General features: G+C 66.5%; 25 protein-coding genes. 9 read left to right on the forward strand and 16 right to left on the reverse strand.

All coding sequences use genetic code 11. The annotated features are described in order from the left end of the window. Window positions 1-28 precede the first annotated feature (28 nt). A complete protein-coding gene (locus tag IFT65_RS06390) occupies window positions 29-511 on the reverse strand; it encodes a YajQ family cyclic di-GMP-binding protein (protein ID WP_188325040.1) in 483 nt (160 codons plus the stop codon). 80 nt (window positions 512-591) lie between these two features. Here IFT65_RS06390 and IFT65_RS06395 point away from each other — a divergent pair, with 80 nt between their 5' ends. Next, window positions 592-1,488, forward strand: a complete 897-nt coding sequence (locus IFT65_RS06395) for a DMT family transporter (protein ID WP_192080817.1) — start codon at window positions 592-594, stop codon at window positions 1,486-1,488. 58 nt (window positions 1,489-1,546) lie between these two features. Here the strand turns inward: IFT65_RS06395 and IFT65_RS06400 are convergent, their stop codons facing one another. Next, window positions 1,547-3,058 (reverse strand): hypothetical protein, encoded by a 1,512-nt coding sequence (locus IFT65_RS06400; protein ID WP_192080818.1) that lies wholly within the window; start codon window positions 3,056-3,058, stop codon window positions 1,547-1,549. 293 nt (window positions 3,059-3,351) lie between these two features. Between IFT65_RS06400 and IFT65_RS06405 the strand changes: the two genes are divergently transcribed. Together IFT65_RS06405 and IFT65_RS06410 are read left to right on the forward strand one after the other, a co-directional pair. Beyond that, entirely contained in the window at window positions 3,352-4,359 is a 1,008-nt protein-coding gene (locus tag IFT65_RS06405) for an ATP-binding cassette domain-containing protein (RefSeq protein ID WP_192080819.1), read from the forward strand. Further along, window positions 4,356-5,045 carry a methionine ABC transporter permease gene (locus IFT65_RS06410; protein WP_188325036.1) on the forward strand — a complete coding sequence of 230 codons (690 nt, stop codon included), beginning with the start codon at window positions 4,356-4,358 and terminating at the stop codon, window positions 5,043-5,045. The genes IFT65_RS06405 and IFT65_RS06410 overlap by 4 nt, the downstream gene beginning before the upstream one ends. Before the next feature lie 68 nt (window positions 5,046-5,113). On the opposite strand, the gene IFT65_RS06415 is transcribed toward IFT65_RS06410, so the two are convergent. Together IFT65_RS06415 and IFT65_RS06420 are read right to left on the reverse strand one after the other, a co-directional pair. Beyond that, complete coding sequence (locus tag IFT65_RS06415) at window positions 5,114-7,051, reverse strand: hypothetical protein (protein ID WP_192080820.1); 1,938 nt, start codon at window positions 7,049-7,051, stop codon at window positions 5,114-5,116. A gap of 521 nt (window positions 7,052-7,572) precedes the next feature. After that, window positions 7,573-8,187, reverse strand: a complete 615-nt coding sequence (locus tag IFT65_RS06420; protein WP_192080821.1) for a lipocalin family protein — start codon at window positions 8,185-8,187, stop codon at window positions 7,573-7,575. A 150-nt stretch (window positions 8,188-8,337) separates the two neighbouring features. Here IFT65_RS06420 and IFT65_RS06425 point away from each other — a divergent pair, with 150 nt between their 5' ends. After that, on the forward strand, window positions 8,338-8,619 hold the full coding sequence (locus tag IFT65_RS06425) for a hypothetical protein (RefSeq protein WP_188325033.1): 282 nt from the start codon (window positions 8,338-8,340) through the stop codon (window positions 8,617-8,619). A 69-nt stretch (window positions 8,620-8,688) separates the two neighbouring features. Further along, window positions 8,689-10,791: a prolyl oligopeptidase family serine peptidase gene (locus IFT65_RS06430; RefSeq protein WP_192080822.1), complete on the forward strand. Its 2,103-nt coding sequence runs from the start codon at window positions 8,689-8,691 to the stop codon at window positions 10,789-10,791. 64 nt (window positions 10,792-10,855) lie between these two features. Here the strand turns inward: IFT65_RS06430 and IFT65_RS06435 are convergent, their stop codons facing one another. The 9 genes from IFT65_RS06435 to IFT65_RS06475 form a co-directional block, all read right to left on the reverse strand. Further along, on the reverse strand, window positions 10,856-11,887 hold the full coding sequence (locus IFT65_RS06435; protein ID WP_192080823.1) for a symmetrical bis(5'-nucleosyl)-tetraphosphatase: 1,032 nt from the start codon (window positions 11,885-11,887) through the stop codon (window positions 10,856-10,858). Window positions 11,888-11,902: 15 nt separating this feature from the next. Next, window positions 11,903-12,283 (reverse strand): Co2+/Mg2+ efflux protein ApaG, encoded by a 381-nt coding sequence (apaG, locus tag IFT65_RS06440; RefSeq protein ID WP_188325030.1) that lies wholly within the window; start codon window positions 12,281-12,283, stop codon window positions 11,903-11,905. Between the two features lie 13 nt (window positions 12,284-12,296). After that, complete coding sequence (gene rsmA / locus IFT65_RS06445; RefSeq protein ID WP_192080824.1) at window positions 12,297-13,109, reverse strand: 16S rRNA (adenine(1518)-N(6)/adenine(1519)-N(6))-dimethyltransferase RsmA; 813 nt, start codon at window positions 13,107-13,109, stop codon at window positions 12,297-12,299. Continuing rightward, entirely contained in the window at window positions 13,106-14,086 is a 981-nt protein-coding gene (gene pdxA, locus IFT65_RS06450) for a 4-hydroxythreonine-4-phosphate dehydrogenase PdxA (RefSeq protein ID WP_192080825.1), read from the reverse strand. The genes rsmA and pdxA overlap by 4 nt, the downstream gene beginning before the upstream one ends. Window positions 14,087-14,089: 3 nt before the next feature. Beyond that, the gene (locus IFT65_RS06455) at window positions 14,090-15,436 is read right to left on the reverse strand and encodes a peptidylprolyl isomerase (protein WP_192080826.1); all 1,347 of its coding nucleotides are present in this window, start codon (window positions 15,434-15,436) and stop codon (window positions 14,090-14,092) included. Beyond that, window positions 15,433-17,856: an LPS-assembly protein LptD gene (gene lptD, locus IFT65_RS06460; RefSeq protein ID WP_192080827.1), complete on the reverse strand. Its 2,424-nt coding sequence runs from the start codon at window positions 17,854-17,856 to the stop codon at window positions 15,433-15,435. Before lptD ends, IFT65_RS06455 begins: the two co-directional genes overlap by 4 nt. An 88-nt stretch (window positions 17,857-17,944) precedes the next feature. Next, window positions 17,945-18,880, reverse strand: coding sequence for a histone deacetylase family protein (locus IFT65_RS06465; protein WP_192080828.1), 936 nt, complete (start codon window positions 18,878-18,880; stop codon window positions 17,945-17,947). Window positions 18,881-18,902: 22 nt separating this feature from the next. Further along, window positions 18,903-19,457 carry a cob(I)yrinic acid a,c-diamide adenosyltransferase gene (locus IFT65_RS06470; protein ID WP_192080829.1) on the reverse strand — a complete coding sequence of 185 codons (555 nt, stop codon included), beginning with the start codon at window positions 19,455-19,457 and terminating at the stop codon, window positions 18,903-18,905. Between the two features lie 7 nt (window positions 19,458-19,464). Continuing rightward, a complete protein-coding gene (locus IFT65_RS06475) occupies window positions 19,465-20,049 on the reverse strand; it encodes a hypothetical protein (RefSeq protein ID WP_192080830.1) in 585 nt (194 codons plus the stop codon). Between the two features lie 112 nt (window positions 20,050-20,161). Between IFT65_RS06475 and ubiH the strand changes: the two genes are divergently transcribed. Together ubiH and IFT65_RS06485 are read left to right on the forward strand one after the other, a co-directional pair. Further along, on the forward strand, window positions 20,162-21,367 hold the full coding sequence (gene ubiH / locus IFT65_RS06480) for a 2-octaprenyl-6-methoxyphenyl hydroxylase (RefSeq protein ID WP_192080831.1): 1,206 nt from the start codon (window positions 20,162-20,164) through the stop codon (window positions 21,365-21,367). Continuing rightward, window positions 21,364-22,545, forward strand: coding sequence for a UbiH/UbiF family hydroxylase (locus tag IFT65_RS06485; protein ID WP_192080832.1), 1,182 nt, complete (start codon window positions 21,364-21,366; stop codon window positions 22,543-22,545). The genes ubiH and IFT65_RS06485 overlap by 4 nt, the downstream gene beginning before the upstream one ends. Window positions 22,546-22,677: 132 nt before the next feature. Here IFT65_RS06485 and IFT65_RS06490 read toward each other — a convergent pair whose 3' ends face one another. Further along, window positions 22,678-23,070, reverse strand: a complete 393-nt coding sequence (locus tag IFT65_RS06490; protein ID WP_192080833.1) for an EF-hand domain-containing protein — start codon at window positions 23,068-23,070, stop codon at window positions 22,678-22,680. 80 nt (window positions 23,071-23,150) lie between these two features. On the opposite strand from IFT65_RS06490, the gene IFT65_RS06495 reads away from it, so the two are divergent. Together IFT65_RS06495 and IFT65_RS06500 are read left to right on the forward strand one after the other, a co-directional pair. Next, a complete protein-coding gene (locus IFT65_RS06495; protein ID WP_192080834.1) occupies window positions 23,151-23,594 on the forward strand; it encodes a hypothetical protein in 444 nt (147 codons plus the stop codon). A 71-nt stretch (window positions 23,595-23,665) separates the two neighbouring features. Beyond that, window positions 23,666-24,055 carry a hypothetical protein gene (locus tag IFT65_RS06500; RefSeq protein ID WP_192080835.1) on the forward strand — a complete coding sequence of 130 codons (390 nt, stop codon included), beginning with the start codon at window positions 23,666-23,668 and terminating at the stop codon, window positions 24,053-24,055. Between the two features lie 75 nt (window positions 24,056-24,130). Here IFT65_RS06500 and rlmM read toward each other — a convergent pair whose 3' ends face one another. After that, entirely contained in the window at window positions 24,131-25,213 is a 1,083-nt protein-coding gene (gene rlmM / locus IFT65_RS06505) for a 23S rRNA (cytidine(2498)-2'-O)-methyltransferase RlmM (protein ID WP_192080836.1), read from the reverse strand. Next, window positions 25,197-25,757, reverse strand: coding sequence for a nucleoside deaminase (locus IFT65_RS06510; protein WP_188325017.1), 561 nt, complete (start codon window positions 25,755-25,757; stop codon window positions 25,197-25,199). The genes rlmM and IFT65_RS06510 overlap by 17 nt, the downstream gene beginning before the upstream one ends. Window positions 25,758-25,804 lie beyond the last annotated feature (47 nt).

Genomic DNA, 25,804 nt, shown 5'->3' on the forward strand with positions numbered 1-25,804 from the left:
TTAATCCCCTCCGTCCCCTTTTTGTGCGTCAGTCGCGGAAGTTGTCGAACTGCAGCGGCAGGTCGAAGTCGGTCTTCTTCAGCAGGGCCATCGCATCCTGCAGATCGTCGCGCTTCTTGCCGGTCACGCGCAGCTTGTCGCCGTTGATCTGGCTTTCCACTTTCAGCTTGGCTTCCTTGAGCGTGGCAGCGATCTTCTTGGCGATCTTCTGTTCGATGCCCTGCTTGACGGTGATTTTCTGCCGCGCACCGGCCACGTTGGTTTCCACGTCGCCGAATTCCAAGCTCTTTGTGTCGATTTTGCGCGCCGACAGGCGGGCACGCAGGATGTCGGTCATCTGCTGCAGCTGGAAATCGCTGGGAGCGGACTGCGAGATCACCTCGTCTTCCAGGATGTACTTGGCATCCACGCCCTTGAAGTCGAATCGGGTGGTCAGCTCGCGGTTGGCCTGGTCCACCGCATTGGTCAGCTCGTGTGTATCAACTTCGGAAACGACGTCGAACGAAGGCATGGGAATGCTCCTGTAATCAGTGGCGCCCATTCTACCCAACCGACATTGGAAGGCCGTGCAGACTGGCGCGATAATGGGCAATGAACCTCCAACGCTCCCCTTCGCGTGCCGTGGCCTGGATGATCGGCGCGGTCGCCTGTTTCTCGCTGATGGACGCTGGCATGAAGCAGCTCTCCACCGGCTATCCATCGCTACAGGTGACCTTCCTGCGCGGTGCCGCCTCGCTGCCTTTCGTGCTGGTCTGGGTGCTGGCCAGCGCCGGCCCGCGTTCGCTGATCCCGCGCCGCTGGGGCCTGCACCTGCTGCGTGGCGTGCTGGGCATGGTAATGATCGGCTGCTTTGTGTTCGCCCTGCGCGATCTGCCGCTTTCCACCGCTTACAGCATCTACTTCGTCGCGCCGCTGATCATCGCCGCCTTGTCGGTGCCGCTGCTGGGCGAGCGGGTGGGACCACGGCGGTGGGTGGCCATCGGCATCGGCCTGCTGGGCGTGGTGGTGGTGCTGCGGCCGGGCGTGGACGGATTCATCTCCATCCCGGGCCTGATGGTGCTGGTCGCCGCGACGGCCTACGCCATTGCGGCGATCACCGTCAGCCTGTTGACCCGGACCGATACGTCCCAGTCCATGGTGGTGTGGTTTCTGGTCATCATGGCCCTCGGTGCCGGGATGCTGGCCTGGTCGGACTGGGTGCCGATGCGCCTGGCCGATGCGCCGCTGGTGGCGGGGATGGGGCTGGCGGGGGCGCTGGGGCAGATCGCCCTGACCCGGGCATTCCAGCTGGGCGAGGCATCGATGATCGCCCCGCTGGAGTACACCGGGCTGGTCTGGGTGATCGGCTGGGATCTGCTCTTCTGGCAGCAGCTGCCGGACGCATGGACGTGGAGTGGGGCAGCGATCATCGTCGCCTCCGGGCTCTATCTGCTGCACCGGGAGCGGGTGAACCGGCAGTCCCCACCGATGCCGCTGGACCACCCCTGAAGCGGCCACGCAGGCAGCGTGAGCGGGGTGGATCGGGCCAACCCACCGATCAGCGGGATCAGCCCATCGCCGCGAGGATGCGTTGGTTGACCATGTGCAGCGTGGCGACCGTCGTCGTCGACAGTCGTTCGACCCGCTTGATCAGCCGGTCAAGTGCCGCGATACGCGGGATATCGATGCCCGTGGGTGTTGGATCGCGCTGGGCAATGGTCTGCCTGAGCCCTTGCAGTCGCGATTGCATGGTGTTGAGGTTTCTGCGCACTTCAGCAAGGCATCCGCCCAGCGCGCGTAATGGGCGGTCGTGCAGTACGGCGATATCCTCGGGCCGGGCAACGGACACCAACGCGTGTTCCACGTGGGGCAGCGTTTGCTGCAATGGGCGGATCGTCCGGCATTGCTCGATCAGGGGGGCGAGACGCCGGCTGCGCGGGCGCATCGGATGCTGTGCTCCAGACGCGCTGCGCTCCTGCCGGATGCTTCGTAGCGCTGTCGGGACCGGCCCGGGTCGCTGCGTGTCGTCCAGTTCCAGTTCGGCCAGCGCACCCAGCCATGGACCGGGGTCGAGATGGGCACCGACCAAGGTCGCCAGTGGGGCGCTTTCCACCGCGCTGATGGCTTCGGAGACAGCCGACGTGGCGTGGTCGTCGCCCAGGCCATGCCACAGCAGACTGTCCAGCAGCGACTCGCCGTCTGCGCGATTATGCCTTTCCAGATAGTCCAAGGCAGCCGCGACCGCTTGCGGGTCGGCTACGCGCGGCTGCACGAGGGGAAGGGGTTCATCGCCCTCCGGTGCCATCCGCCACTGCGTGGTGGCCGCGAGCAAGGCGGTACCGGACAGGGCGAGCGCACCGCCGATCATGGCCAGCGCCGGCCGCCCGCAGGCCATCGCCGACCCTGACGCCGACGAGGCTGCCTGCACGGCCATCAGGCCGGCCTCCTCGGGTACAGCAGCCGCCGGTGCGACCCGGCTGGCCATCAGCAGTCCGGTGGCCGCCGCCAAGGGTGACCTCAGGCGAAGCATGTTGCTGCGGAGGGGAGCGGGCGCGGCCTCCGGCAGCGTCGGCCGGACCTCCGGCTTCGCATCTTCGCCGCCAAGTGCGCGCGCGTCGGCCCGGCATACGCTGCGATCAAACGAGCGCTGGTCGTGATGCGACAGAAAGCCGGCAAAGACGTCCTGCGTGGCGTGATAGGCGGGGGCCTGGAGCAGCCGACGCTGCAGCATTGCCAACCCGGCTGCACCGAGGGTGCGGAGTCGCTCGTCCACCTGCCTGATCAGCTCGGCGTGCGCAACGAGTAGGTTGATCAGCGTGGAAGGTGGGCTGTCAGGCCCATTATCACGCGCCAGTCCGGCCAGAAACAGCTCCGCTGCGTGCGGATAGCGGTCCATCACCTGGCATGCAGTGGCTAGGCGGATCGAGGGGCGCGCGATGGCCCCGGCGTCGTCGCGGTTGCCTGCCGGCAGGGCCCCATTGAGCAGCCGGACACCCCTGTGAGGGTGCGTCGACACCAGGACGGGGCGCACCGAACGCTCACGGATCGGCGACGCCGAAGAGTTGGGGGCAACGCTCATCATCGGAGCACTCTTTGCGGGACTTGAAGGTGCGCTCACTCTGCGGGAGCGGGTCGCGGCAGCACCATGGCGGTGATCGATTTCCGCAACGACCGGCGAGCGACGCCCAACGCATATCTGCATTGCGGGCGGATCGCCTCCGGCCGTTGACGTACCCGGCAGCGCCGTAAACTACGGTCGATCACGGCTGCTTAGAAGCAGACGGAATATCATTCGATCTGCCGGTACGGGCGCTGCTGCGCCCGTGCTGATAGGCTGCACGCCCCCTGTTCGCCCCTTGGTGAGTCGACCCCGTGATCGAGTTCCAGCGCCTGCACAAATCCTATGTCGTGGCCGGCCGCGCCGTCAGTGCGCTGCAGCCGCTGGACCTGACCATCCAGGCAGGCGAGGTGTTCGGCATCATCGGCCACTCCGGTGCCGGCAAGTCGACCCTGATCCGTTTGATCAACCGCCTGGAAGAGCCTTCCGGTGGGCGCCTGCTGATCGACGGCGAGGACGTCACCGCGCTGGATGCGCAGGGGCTGCGCACGCTGCGGCGGCGCATCGGCATGATTTTCCAGCACTTCAACCTGCTGTCCTCACGCACCGTGACCGGCAATGTTGCCTTTCCCTTGGAACTGGCCGGCACGCCGCGCGCGGAAATCGATGCGCGCGTCGCCGAGCTGCTGCAGACAGTGGGCTTGCAGGATCACGCCGACAAGTATCCCGCGCAGCTGTCCGGCGGACAGAAGCAGCGTGTCGGTATCGCCCGTGCGTTGTCCACCCGGCCGCAGATCCTGTTGTGCGACGAGGCCACCAGCGCCCTGGATCCACAGACCACGGCCTCGGTGCTGGCATTGCTGGCGAAGATCAATCGCGAGCTCGGCCTGACCATCGTGCTGATCACCCACGAGATGGATGTGATCCGCCGCGTCTGTGACCGGGTGGCGGTGCTGGATGCGGGGCACATGGTGGAGACCGGTCCAGTCACCGACGTGTTCCTGCATCCGCAGCACGCGACGACGCGTCGGTTCGTCAGCGAGTCCGAGCACGTGGATGAGGGCATCCTGCACCGTGATTTCGATACCGTGGGCGGCACCATCGTGCGGCTGACCTTTCTTGGCGGGGACACCTACCAGCCCCTGCTGGGCAGTGTCGCCCGGCAGACGGGGGTGGACTACAACATCCTGTCCGGTCGCATCGACCGCATCAAGGACACCCCGTATGGCCAACTGATCGTATCGCTGGTCGGCGGTGACCAAGCGGCTGCGCAACAAGCATTCAGTGCGGCGGGCGTGCACGTGGAGGAACTGCGTCGATGATCATCGCAAGCAACGGCGGGTTCTTCCGCCATCTCGATGCGGGCAAGTGGGCCGACATCGGCCAGGCCACGCTGGATACGCTGCTGATGCTGGCGGGCTCGTTGCCGCTGACGCTGGCCATCGGCCTGCCGTTGGGGGTGCTGTTGTATCTGTTCGGCGCGCCGCGGATGCGCCGGCGCCCCTTTGCCTATGGTGGACTGGCACTGGTGGTGAATCTGCTGCGGTCGGTGCCCTTCATCATCCTGATGATCGTGCTGATCCCGGTCACGCTGGCGCTGATGGGCACCTCGCTCGGCGTGCGGGGCGCGATCGTGCCGCTGGTGATCGGTGCGGCCCCGTTCTACGCGCGCTTGGTGGAAACCGCGCTGCGTGAAGTGGATCGTGGCGTCATCGAAGCGACCCAGGCGATGGGGGCGACGACCTGGCAGCTGGTGACGCGCGTACTGCTGCCGGAAGCCCGCCCAGGCCTGATCGCCGGGGCAACGGTGACTACTGTGGCGCTGATCGGCTTTACTGCGATGGGCGGTGCGATCGGCTCCGGTGGCTTGGGTGACCTGGCCTTCCGCGACGGCTACCAGCGCTCGCACACCGATGTGGCGCTGGTCACCGTGGTGCTGCTGCTGGTGCTGGTGCAGTTGCTGCAGATGCTGGGCGACCGGTTGGTCGCCCATTACAGCCGCAGGTAAGCCCGCGTGCCTGCGTGTCCCGGTGGACACCTTCAGGCCGCTTGAGAATGCAGAAGTGGAGCCCGCGTTCAGCGGTGCAATGACTGGCGCAGCACGATCAGCTCCCAGCGTTCTTGCGCCAACGGCGGGCCCAGGCGTTTCGTTTCGTCCGATACCGGATCGTTGGGACCGATGTCGCCCAACTTCGGGATGAAGTCGGCGCTCCCCGGCTTTTTGGGGTAACTGGACCATGGCTTGAGCAATGCATGGTTGGGGTTGAATGGAATGGGCTGGTACTCCGGCTTGCCGGTCGTGCGCACGCCGACGATGTCGCCCGGCCCGACGAACATGCGCCATTCCGATTCACCCTCCCCGTGTTGGGTGTAGATGCGGTCGGTCTGCCATTCCCATTGCTGGTCGCGGTTGAGCAAACAGTCCTGCATCACGATCTCCCCGCCTCCGCCTGGCGCCGAGCCCGAGGTGAGGATCCGCATGCATTTCTTCGAGCCCCGATTGAAGTAGCGGCCCTGGGTATCCAGTTGCCACTGTGCATGCAGGTCTTCGATCCAGTTGCCCTGTGCAACATCCGGGCACTGGCGCAGGACCACAACGCCGTGTTCATCGCGCAGGCAGCCGCCGTTGCCCGCTTTTGACTGGATGAAGACGGTCACTTCGCGTGTGAGGTAAGGCGAGTCCGCACGGATGCTCACCGAGGCAGTGGGCTGAAGGTATGGATCGGGCTTGTGATCTATGGCAGAGCCGTCGAACCCAAGGTTGTCGATTTTTCCGCCGGCGGACAAGCTCATCGTGCCGGCGTACGTGCCGGGGATCAACCAGACTGCGCTCCCCTCGGCGGTCACCTGCCGCATTGACGCCGTCATTTTGCTTTCACTCGGCGACCTGCCGAAGTAATCCGCCTTGGAGGCGATCGCTGAAGCCAATGGCATCTGCCAGTAGACGCGCGAGGTCTGGGCTGGAGTCTGCACCGCATTGGCGCCGATCGAGTAGTCCTTTACGGTGAAGGACAATGCGTTGGTTGTGCTGTAAGAGCGCGAAAAGTCAAAGCTGAAGGCCGCTTTCGCCCCCACGGAGGGACCCTCTTTGTTCAAGCCTGCGCTCACCTCACGACTCAGTCCGAAACCGTAACTGGTCGTGGTGGTGTGCGACTCGCTGATGTTCAGGTCGGTTGATGGTGAGCTGGCCGGCCGTGATTCACTGAGCTTGGGCAGGGTCCCGGTGTTGTCCGGGGTGAACAGGCGGAGAAAGTACTCGTACTTGCCTGGAACGACGATGCTTGGGCCGGACTTCCCGTTGTCATGGGGCTTCAGGTTGTGAGTCGATTTCGCGCTCACTACCAAGGCGTCGTGGGCGCGGCCGCTATCACGCACGATCTCGCCGCGCACTGTGACGAAGGCGCCATTGCCGGTTGACGCGTACTGAGTTTCGGTGAAGACCATGACGGGCAGGGCGACGAGTTCTGCGCCATCGGTGGAGGGAGCCGCCGTCGACGGCCCAGGTCCGCGCAGCGCCTTGGACGCGGTGTCGATGCTTTCGATGAGGGTGCGCGCAAGCTGCTGACGATCGCCAATCGACTCCGGGAGCTCGGCCACCGTATGCAGGTGGGGTGAACCGTCTGGATGTCGCACGTAGATCGTCAGTGCGGCCGAAGATGACAGGCCAAAGATACCGTGCAGCACGGTATCCACTGCGGCGTCCTGATCCTGTCGCAGCACCGCGACCGGGTGGCCGCGTCGGTAGGCGTCCACTGCCGCGGCACGGCGGTCGGCGTCGGCCAATGCGCTGTCGGTGAACCAGACGATCGATTGGTCCGGGTTGGAGCCCGCAGTCGGGTGCGGATTCTCCAGGCCCAGCAGGACCTGTAACTGCGCCAGGTCAAGCAGACCGTGGTGGGCAGCGACGGGCTCTGTTGCATGGACGGCGTTCGTGGAAAGGACAACAGTGATTGCAGCCGCGAGTAGTAAATGCTTCACGATGGTCTCCAGAAGAAATGTTTTGTCGGGCAGCATCACTGCTCGACAGCCAGATCCTCGGGTTTCGCGTCTGATGCTGTCGCGCACTGCGGCACTTATTACGACAGTGGTGCAGTAGTCCTATGCTTCGCCGCGGCAGTGCGGAGGGCATCGCGCTCGCAAGGCTCAGCGTTGCTGGGTGCCCTTCTTCTTTCTCGTGATCGTGCCGATTCCGCCGATCCCGGCGGTGGTGGGCATCGCGCTGAATCCCGGCCGGATCGACGTCTTTAGGGAAGGCGCACTTGCGCGCGTTGCACATGCCAGCGCCAGTCCGGCCACAAGAAGCACTCGGGTAGCGCTCGGGTAGAGCCGACTTCAGTCGGCTGGTGTCAACGCGGGGCAGCCGACTGAAGTCGGCTCTAACTGGGGCCTGGTGCACAGCAGCCGACTGAAGTCGGCTCTACCTCGGGCTTGGTGCACGGTAGCCGACTGAAGTCGGCTCTACCTCGTGCCTGGTGCGGGGCAGCCGACTGAAGTCGGCTCTACCGGCGGCTCTACCGTGGATCCTGCGGGGGCGCTCAGCGCTTGTTGGGGACCTCGTAACCCAGGCGGTCGACCTGGCTGCGTTGCTGCGGCACGCGCTTGAGCTTGTCCGTGTTCACCCCGTATTCGTCGCGCAGGCGCTCGGCCAGCTGCTTGTACAGGGCGTTTTCCATTTCCGGCTTGCGCGCGAAGATCCACGCCATTTCGCGGCCCGGATACCCGACCAGCGCCCAGGAGTAGTCCGGCGCGACTTCCAGCACCCGCGAATGCGTGGGGACCACGCGATAGAACCAGGTGCGCCAGTTGTGGTTGCCGCTGTCTTCATCGACAGAGGCCCGCGCCTGGATCTCCTGCACGGGTTCGCCGAAGCCATCGCGGTAGCGGTAGGTGATGCCTATCTTCTGCGGCTCGCGCAGGGTGTACTCATTGACGCTGGCCACATGCCCGCGCTCGATGAAATTGGGCACGCGCCCGATCACATACCAGGTGCCCATGAAGCGCTTCAGGTTGATCGGCGCTCCCAACGCGCTGGCGTCAACGGTTTCAGTGGGCTCCGGGGCGCTGGACGCGCTCGAACGGAACATGGCACAACCCGGCCCGACGATCAGGGTGGTGAGCAGGAGGATACAAAGCGGGCGGATCGACGGCATGAGGCAGCGGGCTCCAGGAGGGCTTGCGCAAGCATGGTCGAATGCGCGCGAGGGATTCGTCAATGGTGTCTGACCGATGGATGTCGCAGCCAGTGAGAAACGACACGGGCACAGTCGGCGCCTGGACACCACCCTATGCCGGAGAACGCCATGTCGAAGATGAACCCCGCTCCCCCCCGCCGGAAGGCCGAAGCGGTCGATCCCCGCCTGCTGCGCTGCGTCAGGCATGTGGCCCTGGCCGGTCTGGCGCTGGTGGTCGTCTGGCCCGCAGCGCGCGGCAGCAGCGCGTGGCTGGGTTGGCTGCCGCTCTGGCTGCTGGCCATGCCGCTGACCGCGTGGTGGGCCCTGCTGCGCTTCCCGCTGCCCCGTTGGACGTCGCGCCATCGCCCGCAGGCCCGGCGACGTGGCCACCGCCAGCCGCGGGTGGCCTGACCTTCGACACAGGAGCGGTGGCGCGACGCTGTGCTAGCGTTCTGCAGCTTATGACTGCCTGGAACCGCAATGTCACGACTCGCTTCCGCCTGCCTGCTGGCCGGCATGATGACCACCGCCTCGGCGGGGACCGCCATGGCCGCTGAACCGGCTTCCGACGACCGCTACGCCTGGCTGGAAGACGTCGCCGGCGACAAGCCGCTGGCCTGGGTAAAGGAACAGAACGCGAAATCCGAAGGGCGCCTTGCGCAGACCCCGGCCTTCCGGCAGATGGAAGCCAGCATCCGCGAAGTGCTCGATTCGGACGCCAAGATCCCCGGCGTGGAAAAGATCGGCGAGTACTACTACAACTTCTGGAAGGACGCCCAGCACGAACGCGGCCTGTGGCGCCGTACCACCCTGGCCGAGTACCGCAAGGCGTCGCCGAAGTGGGAAACCGTGCTCGACCTGGACGCGCTGAACAAGGCCGAGGGCGAAAACTGGGTGTGGCATGGCGTCGAATGCCTGCGTCCTGAGTACAACCGCTGCCTGATCGCGCTGTCGCGCGGCGGTGCCGATGCCGATGTCACCCGCGAGTTCGACCTGGGCAACCGCAGCTGGATCAAGGACGGCTTCTTCCGCCCGGAATCCAAGGGCGGGCTGGGCTGGATCGACCGCGACAACGTGTTCGTCTACACCGATTTCGGCGATGGTTCGATGACCAGCTCCGGCTATCCGCGCGTGGCGAAGTTGTGGAAGCGCGGTACGCCGCTGTCCGCTGCGCAGGTGGTGTACGAGGGCAAGCCGGATGACATGTACATCGCGGCCCTCCATGACGATACGCCCGGCTTCGAGCGCAACCTGGTCAGCCGCACACTGGCCTTCTACAACAACGAACTGTATCTGCGGGGCGACGATGGCACGCTGACCAGGATCGATGCCCCGAACTCGGCTGAAAAGGGTCTGCACAAGCAGTGGCTCAGCCTGGAGCTGCGTGAGCCGTGGACGGTGGGGGGCAGGACCTATGCGGCGGGCTCGCTGCTGGCCACCCGCCTGGATGGCTTCCTGGCAGGCAAGCGTGACTTCGACGTGCTGTTCGCGCCGACCGACACCACCTCGCTGGCCGGTGCGGTGTGGACGAAGAACCACGTGGTGCTGAACGTGCTGGACGACGTCAAGAACCGCCTGAGCGTGCTGACGCCGGGCACCGGTGGCTGGAAGACCAGCCCGTTCGTCGGCGCGCCGACCTTCGGCACGCTGGGCGTCGGTGCAGTGGACAGCAACGACAGCGATGCGGTGTGGGTGACCGCCACCGACTACCTGACACCGACCACGCTGGCGCTGGCCGAGATCGGTCAGAAGCCGGAGGTCCTGAAGACGATGCCGGCCTTCTTCAATGCCGAAGGCAAGGTGATCGAACAGCACTTCGCCACCAGCAAGGACGGCACCCGCGTGCCGTACTTCGTGGTGCACGCCAAGGACATGAAGCTCGACGGCTCGAATCCGACCCTGCTGTACGGCTACGGTGGTTTCGAGATCTCGCTGACCCCGAACTACTCCGGTGGCATGGGGCGGGCGTGGCTGGAAAAGGGCGGCGTGTACGTGGTCGCCAACATCCGTGGTGGCGGTGAGTACGGTCCGCGCTGGCATCAGGCGGCACTGAAGCAGAACCGTCACAAGGCGTACGAAGACATGGCCGCGGTGGCGCAGGACCTGGTCAGCCGCAAGATCACGTCGGCACCGCACCTGGGCGTGCAGGGTGGCAGCAACGGCGGTCTGCTGACCGGCAACATGCTGACCCAGTACCCGGAGCTGTTCGGTGCGGTGGTGGTGCAGGTGCCGCTGCTGGACATGAAGCGCTACAGCCACCTGCTGGCGGGCGCCTCGTGGATGGCCGAGTACGGCAATCCGGACACGGCCGACTGGGAGTACATCAAGACGTTCTCGCCGTATCACCTGTTCGATGCGAAGAAGACGTACCCGCCGGTGTTGTTCACCACCTCCACGCGCGATGACCGCGTGCATCCGGGCCACGCGCGCAAGATGGCGGCGAAGATGATCGATGCGGGCAAGGACGTGACCTACTACGAGAACATCGAAGGCGGTCATGGCGGCGCAGCGAACAACGCGCAGGCCGCGCACATGCAGGCGCTGGCTTACAGCTTCCTGTGGGAGCGACTGGGCGGCAAATGATCCCTTGCTGGGGCACTGACTGAAACAACAACGCCGCCGAAAGGCGGCGTTGTTGCAAGTGCGATTATTCCGACGGAGGAGGGCTGGCGGCGCCACCGCCGCCATTGCCGCGGCCGCGACCGCGACGCCGGCGGGGTCCCCGCGTGCGGGTCTCACCGGCCACCGGCTGCCCTTGCGCGGCAGCTTCGCCTTCCTGCGGCTCCTGACGTGCCTGCAACGGCGGCCTCGGCTTGGGCTTGGGCGCACGCGGTGGCCGTGCGCCGGCTACGGGCGCGGGCACGTCGCGGCCCGGCACCTGCACCACGCGCAGTTCATCGGTATCCAGCTGGAGTGCGGTCAACTTGCCGCCCCAGACCGCGCCGGTATCGATGGCGTGCACGCCCTGGGTGATGGTCAGGCCCAACGCGGACCAGTGGCCACAGACGACCTTGAGGTCGCGCTCCACTCGTCCGGGTACTTCGAACCAGGGGTACAGCCCCTGCTCCTGGGTGCCGGGCGTGCCTTTGTCTTCGATGCCGATGCGTGCCCGCGGTGTGCAGTACCGCATGCGGGTAAAGAAGTTGATGATCGCGCGGGAGCGATCATAGCCGGCCAGGTTGGGTGCCCAGATCGGCTTGTCGCCATACATGTTGCGCAGCAGTTTGCGATAGCCGTTGCCGTGCAGCTGCTGCTCCACCTCGCGCGCATGCTTCTCCGCCATCTGCGTGGTCCACTTCGGCGCGAGGCCGGCGTGCACCATCATCCAGCCCAGCTCGCGGTCGGTATGCACCAGTTTCTGCATGCGCAGCCATTCCAGCAGCACGTCGCGGTCTTCGGCGGTGACCACGCGCAGCAGGTCCGGGTTGACCTTGCGCTGTTCCTCTTCGGAACGCGCGCCAACGGCCAGCAGCGACAGGTCGTGGTTGCCCAGCACCACGACGCTGTGTTCGCGCAGGGAATGCACCAGGCGCAGCGTTTCCAGTGACTGGCCGCCCCGGTTCACCAGGTCACCGGCGAACCACAGGGTGTCCTGCGATGGATCGAAGTTGATCTTTTCCAGCAGTCGCTGGGTGACGTCGTAGCAACCCTGCAGGTCGCCGATAGCCCACACACTCATGGCCTGGCCTCCGTGTCAGTGCAGGGTTCGGGGAATGGTCAATACGAAGGGCGCGATGTCGGCGGCGAACTCGGTGCCATCGTCGGCCACCATGTCGTAGTGCCCCTGCATCGTGCCGTGCTCCGTACCGAGCATGACACCGGAGGTGTAACGGAAGTCTTCACCCGGCCGCAGCCGGGGCTGCTCGCCGACCACGCCATCGCCGTCCACGTGTTCGACGTGGCCATTGGCATCGGTGATGCGCCAGTGGCGTGCCACCAGGCGCACGGCGATGCCGCCGCGATTATGGATGCGGATGGTATAGGCGAACGCGAAGCGTCCATCTTCGGGGGCGGACTGGTCATCGAGGAAGCGGGGGGCCACTTCCACGTCCATTGCATAGGGTTCGTCGTGCATCGTGGCAGTGTAATCAGCTTGCATTGGCCAAGGCGACGAATTCCGCCACCTCCAGCTGTTCGGCGCGGGCATCGGGGCGAACGCCGGCCGCAATGAACTGCTCGGCCGAGACCACGTTGTTGAGGGCGTTGCGCAGCGTCTTGCGGCGCTGGCCGAACGCGGCCTTGACCACCTCGGCGAAGCGCTTGCGGTCGTTGATGCCGATCGTGGCCGGATCACGCGGCACCAGCCGCACCACGGCCGAGTCCACCTTCGGTGGCGGGCGGAACGCGCCCGGTGGCACGTCGAACAGCGAGGTGACTTCGCAGTACGCCTGCAGCATCACGCTCAAGCGCCCGAACACCTTGCTGCCCGGGCCGGCGGCCATGCGGTCGACCACTTCCTTCTGCAGCATGAAGTGCATGTCGCGCACCACGCCGGCATGGTCCAGCGCATGGAACAGGATCGGCGAGGAAATGTTGTACGGCAGGTTGCCCACCAGGCGGATCTGCCCACTGCCCCCCTCGGCCTGCGCGAGCGCGGTGAAGTCCACCCGCAGCACGTCGCTCTGGATGATGGTCAACTCGCCCAGCGGTTCGGCGGCGGCGGTGAGCGGTGCGATCAGATCGCGGTCGAACTCGATGACGGTCAGCTTTGGATGCTGGCGCAGCAGCGGCAGGGTGATCGCACCCTGGCCGGGCCCGATCTCCACCAGACGATCGCCGTCCTTGGGATTGACCGCGCGCACGATGCTGTCGATGTAGTGACGGTCGGCCAGGAAGTGCTGGCCAAGCTGCTTCTTGGCCGGGGCGGTGAACGCCGGGCCAGTGGGGGAATGCGGATTCATGTCGTAAGTCTACGTTGCCGGGCGAGCTGCGCACACAGGGTGGTGGCCGCCTGCAGGCTGGAGGGGTCGGCGATGCCGCGACCGGCCAGGTCCAGCGCCGTGCCATGGTCCACCGCGACACGGGGGTAGGGCAGTCCAAGGGTCAGGTTCACGGCCTGCTCGAACCCGGAATATTTGAGCACCGGCAGCCCCTGGTCGTGATACATCGCCAGCACGCTGTCGAAGCCGGCCAGCTTGGCCGGAAGGAAGGCCGTGTCTGCCGGCAGCGGTCCGATGAGTTCCATGCCTTCGCCGCGCAGGCGCTGCAGCAGCGGAATCATCAGGTCCAGCTCTTCCCGGCCCAGATGCCCGTCTTCGCCCGCGTGCGGGTTCAGCCCCAGCACGGCAATGCGCGGCCGTGCGATGCCGAACTCGCGCCGCAAGGCAGCGTGCAGCGTGCGCAGGGCATGTTCGAGGGTGTCGGCGGTGATCGCATCGGCGACCGCGCGCAGGGGCAGGTGGGTCGTGGCAAGGGCCACCCGGACGATGGGGTTGGCCAGCATCATCACCACGCGTACGCCGGCCTGGTCGGCCAGCAGTTCGGTCGTGCCGCTGTAGGCGATACCGCCCTCGTTGATCACGGCCTTGTGCACCGGGCCGGTCACTACGCCCTCCAGGCTGCCGTCGAGGCAGGCCTGGCCCGCGCCCAGCAGGGCGTCGATCACCGCCGACGCATTGCGCGGGTCGGCCATGCCGAACTGACTGGTCGTGGCGTTGGGGATCGCGCGAAGGCGCAGGTCACCGGGCAGGCAGGCGTGCGCCTCTTCAGGCAGCAACTGCAGCGGAAGGGACAGGGCGGTTGCCGCGGCACGCAGGGTGACGGGGTCGGCAAACGCCAGCAGCCGGCAATCAGTGCGCGGCTGCTGGATCAGACGGATGCAGAGCTCCGGCCCGATCCCGGCGGGCTCGCCCGGTACCAGAGCGAGCTCGGGGAGCATGGCTCAGGACTGGGGCGGCGTGGCGGTGCTTTCCGCCCGGTCGCCACTGCGGAAACTCACGTAGGCTTCGCCACGCAGCTCGGACAGGAAGCGGTTGTACTCTTCTTCCAGCTTGCGGCGGCCAATGGTTTCGCGGATCTGCGCACGCTGGTTGTCAACGCCGACATCGGTCTGCCGGGTGCCGACGCGCTGCACGATGTGCCAGCCGGCGTCGGTGCGGAATGCCGCACTGATGCCACCGTCAGCCACGCCTTCGACCTGGCGGCCGAAGTCCGGACCGAAGGCATCGACCGGGAACCAGCCCAGGTCACCGCCCTGGCCGCGGCTGTTGTTGTCTTCGGACGATTCCCGTGCCACGGCCTGGAAATCGGCACCGCCGACGATGCGTGCGCGCAGCGTATCGATCTTCGCCTTGGCGGCGGCATCGTTCTGCTGGTCGGTCACCCGTACCAGGATATGACGCGCCTGATACTCGGTCACGGTCTGGCCGGTAGCGCCGCCGGCGTTGGCATCACGCACTTCCACCAGCTTCAGCAGCTGGAAGCCGCTCGGACCGCGCAGGGGGCCGACCACGTCGCCGGCCTTCATGCCCTGCATCACCTGCAGGAAGGCCTGCGGAATTTCGTCCATCGAGCGCCAGCCGAGGTCGCCGCCCTCCAGCGCATTGGGGCTGTCCGAATACCGGACGGCCGCCGCGTTGAAGTCCAGCTCACCCTTGTCGAGCAGCGACTTCACGCCGTCGGCCTTCTGCTGGCCGGTGGCGATCTGGTTGGCATCGGCACCGTCAGGGGTCGCGATGAGGATGTGCGCCAGGTGGTACTGGGTACCGGCCACGGCCTGCTGCTTGAGCGCTGCGTCCACTTCGCCTTCGCTGACGCTGATGCGGCTCTGGGCATAGCTCTGGCGCAGGCGCTGGACGATGATCTCGTCACGTACCGAACGGCGGAACTCGTCGTAATCGATGTTGTCAGCCGCCAGGCGCGAGCGCAGCTGGTCGACCGTGCCACCGTTCTGCTGGGCGATCGAGTCGACGGCCTGGTTGAGTTCCTGGTCCGATACCCGGATGCCGCTGCCTTCAGCGCGCGTCACCTGCAGCTTGACCAGCACCAGCCGCTCCAGCACCTGCCGGCTCAGCACATCGTCCGGCGGCAGCTGGTTCTCGCGACCCGCGTACTGGGTCTTGATGTTGGCCAGTGCGCGGTCCAGTTCGCTCTGCAGGATGACGTCTTCATCGACGACGGCGGCGATGCGATCCAGTGCCTGGGTCTGCTGGGCCAGTACCTGGAAAGGCACGGACGCAGTGGACACCGCCAGCAGGGAGGCGAGTAGGACGGGAAGGGTTTTGGTCATGGGATCAGATTCGGATCGTAGTCGTCGCGGGTCGCGCCGGTGGTGCTGGGGGGCACGAGATAGAGGTCGTCGCGGTTGTAGCCGAGGATAGCACGGCGCAAGGTGCGGTCCGTGTTCTGGCCCAGCGAGCTCAGGCCCTTCAGCACGAACTCGAGCTGGAAGGAGGTATTGAGTTCGCCTTCGCGATTGCGGACGTAGCGACGGGCCAGTGCACGCACGGCCAGGCAGCAGCTGTCCCACTGAACGCCACCGATGATTTCCAGCGGCTTGCTGTCTTCGATGGAGTAGTAATACCGGCCCACCACGCTCCAGCGCGGATTGATCGGGTACAGGAACGACAGATCGCCCTGCTTGAGCAGGTTGCTGCCATCGGGGTTGATGCGATGACGGTAGGTCAGGTTGACGATGCCGTCGTTGGACATCAGGTAGCGCGCACGCACGCTGGCCAGATCTTCGCGCTTGTTCTTGGGATCCCACTGGTAGGTGGCGCCCAGGTTCCAGCGGTCGTTGATCATGTAGTTGGTGTCGGCGATCCATGCGGACTTGCCCTGCTCCACCGGGGTGGGGCTGCTGGGCAGGGTAACGCGCGAATCGTCGAAGTACAGGATCTGGCCGATGCTGGCCGAGAAGCGCTCGCGACCGCTGGTCTGGTCGATGAAGCGCGTGCTCAGGGCCATGGTCAGCTGGTTGGCATCGTTCTGGCGGTCGGCGCCGGTATAGCGCGAATCGCGGAACAACTGGCCCCAGCTGAAGGTGAAGTCACGGGTATCGAAGACCGGCAGCTCGCTCTGGTCGCGGTAGGGCGTGCGCAGATAGAACAGGCGCGGCTCCAGCGTATGCAGGTACGGCTTGTCGCCGATCGTCGTCTCGCGGTCGAAGAACATGCCCGCGTCCAGGCTGGCGATCGGCACGCTGCGGTTCGGCGAGGTGTTGCCACGCAGCTGATCCGGCGTCGGGTTGGTGATGCCCGCATCGGCCAGGTTGGTGGCCCGGATCTGGTCGGCCAGGCCCTGCTCCAGGTCATAGCCGGTATAGCGCCATGCCAGGGTGGGGGTGACATACCAGGCCGCACCGCTGATCGGCATGGTCACATACGGCTTGATGTCCAACCGCGAGCCGCCGAACGACTGCTTGCTCAGGCCGTTGCGCTCATATTCCTGCTCCGGGCCGAACTTGTAGTTGATGTCATCGCGGTCGAAGCGCACGGCTTCGGCGTACACACCCACTTCCAGCCACGGCAGGATCGGCTGGTCCCAGGTGCCGAACAGGCGCGGCTGCCGGTTGTAGGGCAGCGACTCTTCGGTCAGCGTGTAATCGGTCAACTGCCAGTAGTCGGCCATCAGGCCGGCGGTCCAGTTTTCACCGGTGCCGTAGATGCCGGCCTGGCTCTGCAGGTTGGACGCGGTCACGCCCAGCAGTTTGTTGGCGAAGTCTTCCAGGTAGCGTTCGTCGCTGACCCAGGCCAGCCCGGCGCGTGCCTGCCAGTTGGCGTTGAAGTTGTGGTAACCGGAATACTCGACCCGGCCCCGGTCCTTGTCGCGCAGCTTGTCGTTGGGCAGGTAGGCCGTCCGCAGCTCGCCGCGGCCACCTTCGTAGAGGTAGCGGAACTCGTTGTCCACCATCAGGCCGCGCTTGCTCATGTAGCGCGGGGTCAGGGTGTCGTCGTAGTTCGGCGCCAGGTTGAAGTAGATCGGCTGCGCATAGTCGAAGCCGTTGCGCCCGGACAGGCCGAGCTCCGGGTACAGCAGGCCGGTCTGTCGACGGTCATCGATCGGGAACTTGAAGTACGGTGCCCACAGCACCGGCACCTTGCCGATGCGCAGCACGGCATTGCGCGCGGTACCGAAGCCCGCATCGTTGTCCACTTCGATCTGCGGCGCCGACAGCTTCCAGATGGGCTGGGAGGGATCGCAGGTGGTGTAGGTGGAGCGATGCATCTGCCCGACCGCACCCTGCAGGTCCACCGATTCAGCGCCACCGTTGCCACGGCGTGACACCAGCTGGTACTGGATGTCTGAAATCTTGTGGGTGTCGGCTTCCTGGTTGCCTTCGGCGCGCTTGGCGACCATCCGGATCGAGGAATCCTGGTAGCGCACGTTACCGTCGGCGACGTAGTTGCCGGTTTCGGTATCGAAGCTCAGGTGGTCGGTGCCGAGGAACTGGTCGCCGCGCTTCAGCGCGACGTTGCCCTCGTACTGCGGCACTGTCGAGGTGCCGGACAGCTCGTCACCTTCGATGTCGGTGGGCTGTTCGGTACGGGTTTCGGCGGCAGCCTTGTCCGCCGGCGGCGCGTCGCCAAAGGCGGGCAGCGCGTCGGACGCAGGGCAAAGCCCCCAGTTCAGTGGCTTGTCATCGGCAAATGCCGGCAGGCACAAGGCGATGCCGAGGGGGAGAGGCAGCAGGCGGAGAGCTTTGCGCACGCGTGATGGTTCAGGCGAAAACGATCCGTAGCTTGCCCCATCCCTTGCATAGGGGCAATGAAGGCGACTCATGATCGGCGGCTCGGGTTCATCGGCCGTCCGTTCCGGCACCGTCCAACAGGCTGCCGACATGGGCCACGCTGGACTCGGCCAGGGCCTGCAGGTCGTAGCCGCCTTCCAGCATCGACACCAGGCGGCCGGCCGCATGGCGGCGCGCCAGCGCATGAAGCTCGGTGGTGATCCAGGCAAAATCCTCGGCTTCCAGCATCAGGTCGGCCTGTGGATCGCGCAGGTGGGCATCGAAACCGGCCGAGACCAGGACCAGCTGTGGGCGGAAATCGTCAATGGCCGGCAGCATCTCTTCGACCCAGACATTGCGGAAGCGCAGGCTGCCGCTACCCGGGGGCAGCAGGATGTTCAACAGGTTGCCGGCGCCACGGTCGCGGCGCAGGCCGGATTCCGGGAACAGGCCGGCCTGGTGGGTGCTGTAGTAAGCCACCCGCGGATCAAGCTGGAAGATGTCCTGGGTGCCGTTGCCGTGGTGCACGTCGAAATCGACGACTGCGATGCGTTCCAGGCCATGGCGGTCACGCGCATGGGCCGCGGCGACGGCAATGTTGTTGAGCAGGCAGAAGCCCATCGCCGTCGTGGCGGTAGCGTGGTGGCCCGGCGGGCGTACCGCGCAGAAGGCCAGCGTGTCTTCGCCGCGCATCACCGCATCCACCGCTGCTACGCCGGCCCCGGCGGCATGCAGCGCGGCAGCGGCCGAGCCGGGCGAGGTGCGCGTATCCAGATCGATCTGGCGCAGATCGGCGGTCTGTGGCTGCAGCACCAGATCGATCAGGCTGCTGTCATGTACCCGGGCAAGATCGCCGCGCTTGGCCGTCGGCGCTTCTCGCCAATCGAGCTGGTCGGGGAATGCGCTGCGCAGCGCGTCCAGCACCACGCGCAGTCGCTGGGGGGATTCGGGATGGTCCGGACCGGGGTCGTGCTGCAGGCAGGAAGGGTGGGTGAAAACCAGCATGGGCGAAGGGGTCCGCGTGGAGTCAGGCGTGGCGACGCGCGTGCTGCCAGAGCACTTCGCCGTGGCCATCGGCACGGGCCAGTACACGGGCCATCACGAACAGCAGGTCGGAGAGCCGGTTGAGGTACTGCAGCGCCTGGGGTCTGACGGTCTCGTGGCGGGACAAGGCCACGGTCTCGCGCTCGGCCCGGCGCACGATGGTGCGTGCCAGGTGGCAGCGTGCGGCCGCTTCCCCGCCGGCCGGCAGGATGAACTCCTTCAGCACCGGCAGGTCGGCGTTGAAGTGATCCAACTGCTGCTCGAGCGCGGTGACGTCGTCGTCGGTGATCGCGGCATGACCTGGGATGCAGAGCTCGCCGCCGAGGTCGAACAACTGGTGCTGCAGGCGGACCAGAAGCGACTGCACATCGGTCGGCAGCGGCACGGCCAGCAGGACGCCCAGCGCGGAATTGGCTTCGTCGACCGTGCCGAAGGCGGCAACCCGCGCATCGTCCTTGCCGACCCGGCTGCCATCGCCGAGCCCGGTGCTGCCGTCATCGCCAGTGCGGGTATAGATGCGGGACAGACGATTACCCATCGCCGCCTCAGCCCTGCACGTCGCGCTGGGTCTGGCGCAGCTTGCCAACCTGTTCCAGCGCAAGCTGCAGGGTGGCAGCCAGCCCGACATACAGGGCGGTGGTGCCCAGGTAGGGGCCGAACCAGTCAGCGTAGTTCTTCATCCAGCCGCCCAGCTTCGGCTCGGCCACATTGCGGGTGGTCCAGTAGAAGCCGCCCTGCGCGAACAGGTGGCAGACCGCGACAGCGGCGACCACCAGCAGCATCGTCCTGGCCAGCGCCGGCCAGGTGGCGCCCTGGTAACCCCGTTCCAGCAGCATGCCGCCGGCCCACAGGGCGAAGTACGCCGGCAGCAGCATCCAGTAACCGGGCGATACACAGTAGTGCTGCCAGAAATCCAGCCCGAGGCGGCGGATCACCAGCCAGTCCACCACCACCGCCAGGCCCATCAGCAGGGGGAAGGCCCAGCGCGTCCAGCTGCGCAGGTAAAAGCCTCCGATGAAGAAGGCCGCCCACGACGCATCGGGGATGGCGGCGAAATGATTCACCCGGGTGGCGGCCATCAGCAGCACGAGGCAGGTCAGCGCAAGAGCGCGGTGCACGGTGGGGGTCATGGCAGGGCACGCACGGAAAAGGTGAACGAGGCCCATTCTAGACCGCATGGGCCCCCCGGCGCTGGGGTCGGCCAGCGGCCGGCGGCACCACCCGAACGCGTATCATTGACCCATGAGCGAACGTGTTGATGTCCTGATCGTCGGCGGCGGCCTGGTGGGTGCCAGCCTGGCCATTGCCCTGCAGCGGATCGGCCGCAGTGCCTGCCTGCTGGAAGCCAGTGCGGGAGCGGCAGTGCCGGCGGTATTCGACCAGCGCAACCTGAGCTTCGCCGCCGCCACGGTCAACGCGCTGACCGCGCTGGGCGTCATGCAGAAGCTGGGCAGCGCACCGGGCCCGATCACCCGCATCCATGTCAGCCGCGCCGGGGACTTCGGCCGCGTGCAGCTGGCGGCAGCCGACTACGGTCGGCCGTGGTTCGGCCAGGTCGTGGTCGCGCGTGATTTCGGCAATGCGCTGGAGGCCCGGCTGCAGGAGCTGCCCGGGCTGGTACGCAGGCGTCCGGCGCGTTTCCTCGGGCTGGGCGAGGTGGTCGATGGCCATCGCCAGGTGCGGGTACAGGATGACGACGGCGAACACACACTGCTGGCGCGACTTGTCGTGGGTGCGGACGGCACCGCAAGTGGTGTCCGCGCCGCGTTGGGCATCGGCACGGAAGACCATGATTTCCAGCAGACGCTGTTTGTTGCACGCGTGCGCAGCCAGCGCGCGCCGGACGGCACGGCGTGGGAGCGGCTGACCGATACCGGCCCGACCGCGCTGTTGCCGCGTGGTGACCGCCATTTCGGCGTGGTCCATGGCGTGGCGCGCAACGATGCGGATGCGGTCATGGCACTGGACGATGCGGCCTGGCTGACACGGCTGCAGGCGGCGGTGGGCTGGCGTGCCGGACGTCTGCTGGAGTCCGGTCCGCGGGCGGCCTATCCGCTGCGGCAGGTCCTGTCCGCCGCGCTGGTGGGGGAACGGGCCGTGCTGCTCGGTAACGCTGCGCAGACCATCCACCCGCTCGGCGCGCAGGGCTTCAACCTGGGCCTGCGCGATGCGCTGACCCTGGCGGAGGTGCTTGAAGACGGCGGCGATGCCGGCAGTGACGCGCTGTTGCAGTCCTATGCGCAGCGTCGCGCGGAAGACCGCGCGCAGACCATTGGGTTTTCCGGCGGGCTGGCCCGTCTGACCAGCAACGACGCACCGCTGATGCGGCCATTGCGCAGCCTGGGCCTGCTGGCCACGCAGGCGACCTCGTTGCAGTCGCTGCTGGTGGGGGGGGCGATGGGCTTCCGTGGCGATGTGCCCCGGCTGTGCCGCGGGGAGGCCGCATGAGCCGCCGCCCCCGCACCGATGTGGTGATCGTCGGCGGTGGCGTCGTAGGGGCCGCCTGCGCGCTGGCGTTGGCCGACGTCGGCCTGTCGGTGGCCGTGATCGAGGGGCGTGAGCCGCCCCCCTGGCAGGCGACCGAACCGGATCTGCGCGTGTTTGCCTTCGCCGCGGACAACGTGCAGTTGCTGCAGCGTCTGGGCGTATGGGAGTCGGTCATCCGTGGGCGCGCACATCCGTACCGGCGCATGCAGGTGTGGGATGCCGCTGGCGGCGACGACCTGCTGTTCGATGCGGACCGCTTTGGCCGCAGCGAACTGGGCTGGATCGTCGAGAACGGACTGCTGGTGGACCGCCTGTGGTCGGCGCTTCCTGCTGCGGGGGTGGAGGTGCATTGCCCTGCGCGCGTGGAAGGCATGGAGCAGGACGAGCAGGGCGTGCGGCTTCGGCTGCACGATGGGCGCCGGATCGAGGCGTCGCTGGCGGTGGCGGCAGATGGAGCGGAATCCACGCTGCGGCACCTGGCCGGCATCACGGTGGACCAGCACGATTACCACCAGCGCGGTGTCGTCGCGTACGTCGACAGCGAACTGCCGAACCAGGCCACCGCATGGCAACGCTTCCTGCCGGGGGGGCCATTGGCCCTGCTACCGGTGGCGGCACACCGCAGTTCCATCGTGTGGACGTTGCCGGATGCAGACGCCGAGCGCGTGCTGCAGCTGGACGAGGCCGTGTTCAACCGCGAGCTGACGCGTGCCTTCGGCGGGCGCCTGGGTGAGCTGAGCCTGGTGTCAGCGCGCGCTGCATTCCCGCTGCGTCGCCAGCTTGCCCGTCACTACGTGGCGGGTCGCGTCGTGGCACTGGGCGATGCCGCGCACGTCGTCCATCCACTGGCCGGGCAAGGCGTCAACCTGGGGCTGCGGGACGTCGCCGCCCTGCAGCGATGGCTTGCGCCCTCGGTGCAGCGTCGGGGGCAGCCGCAGCTGTCGCCGCAACGGCTGCAGCGCTGGGCGCGTGAGCGTCGCAGCGACAATACGGTGGCGGCTTACAGTTTCGACGGCATCAACCGCATGTTTTCCAACGATGAGCTGCACCTGACCTTGGCGCGCGGCCGCGTGCTGGGCTGCACGGGCAAGCTGTCGCCGCTGTTGCAGCTGTTCTGGAAGCGCGCCGCGGGTATCTGACGGGTTCGTCCGGCGGCAGACGTCGAGCGCGGCTCGGCGTCACGGCGTCGCCACGGGCGAGCGCATCGTCGGCACGCCATCAATGCAGGCGAACGCCGCGGTAGCGCCGAGCCATGCTCGGCGGCTTCTGCGTCAGTCCAGCAACCAGCCCGCCAGATCGTCCCGGTCCAGCTTCCCGCGCCGCTTCACGTCCAGCGAGATGAACTCGTCGGCCAGCGACGGATTGGCCTGCGCTTCTTCGCGGCTGATGAAGCCATCACCGTCGACGTCCAGTTGTGCGAAATGGATGCGGTACTGCCCCGACGCACTCGCGGGGGTGACCGAGCGTACCGTCACCGGTGTCTCGCCCAGCGGAACGGCGATGTCCACGCTGCCGGTCACGCGTCCGGCGGCCAGCGGCTGCGCGCGTACCACGCCGCTGTCATCGCGCAACGGCTGGCTTTCGGCCGGGGCCGGGCGATTGGATTGAGCAAGCGCGGGGATCGCGGCAAGCAGCAACGGCAGGGCGATGGCACGGGGCAGCATGGTGGTCTGTTCTCCACAACGGATGGGATAGTCACGCCGCGATTCTGAAAGCCGACGCTGCGTGTAGTGGGCATAGTCCCATGATCCTTCTCGCGCATGCGTACGCCGACATGAACATCAATAACCTGTTCCTCCACGTTTTCAAGCCGGCGCTCGCTGCCCGCATGGCCGCCGAAGCGCGCATGGTGGCGGCTCCCGGCTGCGAACAGAAGCCGCTTGCTGCGTTGATCAAGCGCGTGGAGAACGCCGATAGCCTGCGGGGCCTGGTGGTCACAAGCCCTGCGGCGCAGCGGCTGGCTTCCCACGTAGCAAAGACCCATGCGCTGACACCAAGGCAGATCATGAATCACGCGCGCGCCTTGAAACATGAGCAGCAGGACGTCCTGCGCGACCTGATGCAGCGCAGTGCCGGCGCTCGCGGCGGCAGTGCCCATGCACGGCAGATCGCGGCCACGCGTGAAGTCGTCCACGCGGTTCGACACCTCAGCTGGGAGGTGCGTGTGGCGTCTGCGCCCGCCCTGTAAAGAGCTGCCTCGCCCCGCTCCGCGCGCTGAAGCGCCATTGGCCCGGTACGGCCTGTCGGGCCGAGTCGCCGTTGGACACCGGGGCGAAGAAGGCGGTTGAAAGTGTGCTGTTGTCGGTCGTCAATGCCAGCAATGCCGGCCTGGTGCCATCAAGCCGCGCGCAGAAACTGCACGATCGGCTGCAATGCGAGCAGTTGCAGGAATCAGCGCAGCCCATGAGCCGGCGAACGCTCACCCGCAGCCTGGAGCGGCTGCAGGGCGAGTACGAAGCGACGCGCACGGAACTGCAGGCAGAAGGACTGCGCTGGTCCATGGACTGGATGATGGGCGTGGAATGCTGCGCGGCGAATGAGATCGCCGGCGTGTACGCGCGCGTCGAAGCTGCTACTGCGGTGATCCACAGCGTAAGCGCGGCACGCGCTGAGATGCATATGCCACGCGCGCGTCCCGCGTCTTGGTAGCACAGGCCTTGCAGGGGCAGGCAGGGCGCCGAGCATGGCTCGGCGCTACCGGGAGTGCCGGGAGTACCGTAGCGATCAGCGCAGTGGCGAGGCCAGCACGGTGATCTCTTCGCGGTCGTGATAGAGCTGCTTGGCGCGCACGACCAGTGACTTGCCCGCCTGTTGTTCGAACAGGTCCAGGCACAGGCGGGTTTCGTCCCAGCGCTTCTTCATCGGCAGCTTGAGGTTGAAGATCGCATGCTTGCACCAGCCTTCGCGGAACCAGGTGGCCATGCGCTCGGCCACGCGTCGCGGCTGTTCGACCATGTCGCAGACCATCCAGTCCAGCGACTGTTCGGGCTGCCAATGGAAACCGTCGGCACGCAGGTGCTCGACCAGGCCGGTATCCAGTACATGCTGGCGCAGTGGCCCGTTGTCGATGCTCAGCACCTTCAGGTGTTGGCGGGTGAGCACCCACGTCCAGCCACCCGGAGCGGCGCCCAGGTCGGCGGCACGCATGCCCGGCTTCATCAGCGCCTCGCGCTCCTCGGGCGTCAGCAGGGTGAGCAGGGCTTCTTCCAGCTTCAGCGCAGAACGCGACGGCGCGTCGGGCAGCAGCTTCAGGCGGGGAATGCCCAATGCCCACGGTGCGCTGTCGGCGGGTGACGCCGTGCACACGAAAGCATGGGTGCCATCGACGAAGACCACGTGCAGGCGTGTCAGTTTCTCGTTGGGTTTGTCGGTCAGCTTGCCGGCCTTGCGCAGGGCGGGGCGCAGCGCGTTGGCGAACGCGCGCGACAGGCCCGACAGCGGCTTGCCCGCATCCGAATCCGGATGCTCCACCCACAGGTCGCCAAAGCGTGGTGCATCGCCCAGCACCGCCAGCATGGGCGTGATGCGGTCGGCTGCATCCAACTGCGGCAGCTCGGCCAACACGACCAGCTTCTGCCGCGCGAAAATCAACTCGCGCCAGGACAGCATCCGACTGAGTGCGGCGGCTTCGTCGCACATGAAAAGGACGTAGCCATCATTGCGCTGGGTACGGGCATAACCGGCGAAGCCGAATTCCCCTGCGCGTGCGGACAGTTCGGCCGCCAGCTCGGGCTCGAAGCCCTGCCGGCACAGGCACAGCAGGCCGACGCCTGGTGCGGTATTGCCTGCTTCAGTAGCGTGCGCCATCGGCTTCTCCGTAAGCGCGCAGCACGTCGCGCGCGTCGTCGCGGTTGAGGCCCTGCACCACCTCGATACCGCGCTTGTTGAGTTCGCCCACCCAGTCGGCCGGCAGCGGGCCTTCGTCGAAGGGCGTCAGTTCTTCCACGTCGGCCGCGCTGGCGCCGATCAGCAGGCGATCGATGCCGGCCCACACCGTAGCGCCGTAACACTGGCAGCAGGGTTGCGAGGACGTGGCGAGCATGATCGGCGACAGCACATCGTTCAGGCGTGGCGTCTGCAGGCGCTGTTGGGCCAGCATGTAGGCCATGTTTTCGGCGTGCGCCAGCGACGTGTTGTGCGGCATCACGCGGTTCACCCCGGCGGCGATCACCTTGTCATCCGGGCCGAACACCACCGCACCGAAGGGGCCGCCGCTGGCATGATCGACATTCAACCGGGACAGTGTGATGGCCAGTGCGACCTTGGCTTCGTCGCCCGGATAGCGCTGATCCAGGTCGATCTGGTCATGGATCCAGGCGGGAAGGGTCAGGTGGACTTGCGCATACAGCATCGCGGGGTGCCTCTCATCGGGTTACGGGGGTGGAACACAACAACAGC

Origin of the sequence: Stenotrophomonas sp. CFBP 13725, from assembly GCF_014841935.1 — a bacterium.
Taxonomy (GTDB): domain Bacteria; phylum Pseudomonadota; class Gammaproteobacteria; order Xanthomonadales; family Xanthomonadaceae; genus Stenotrophomonas.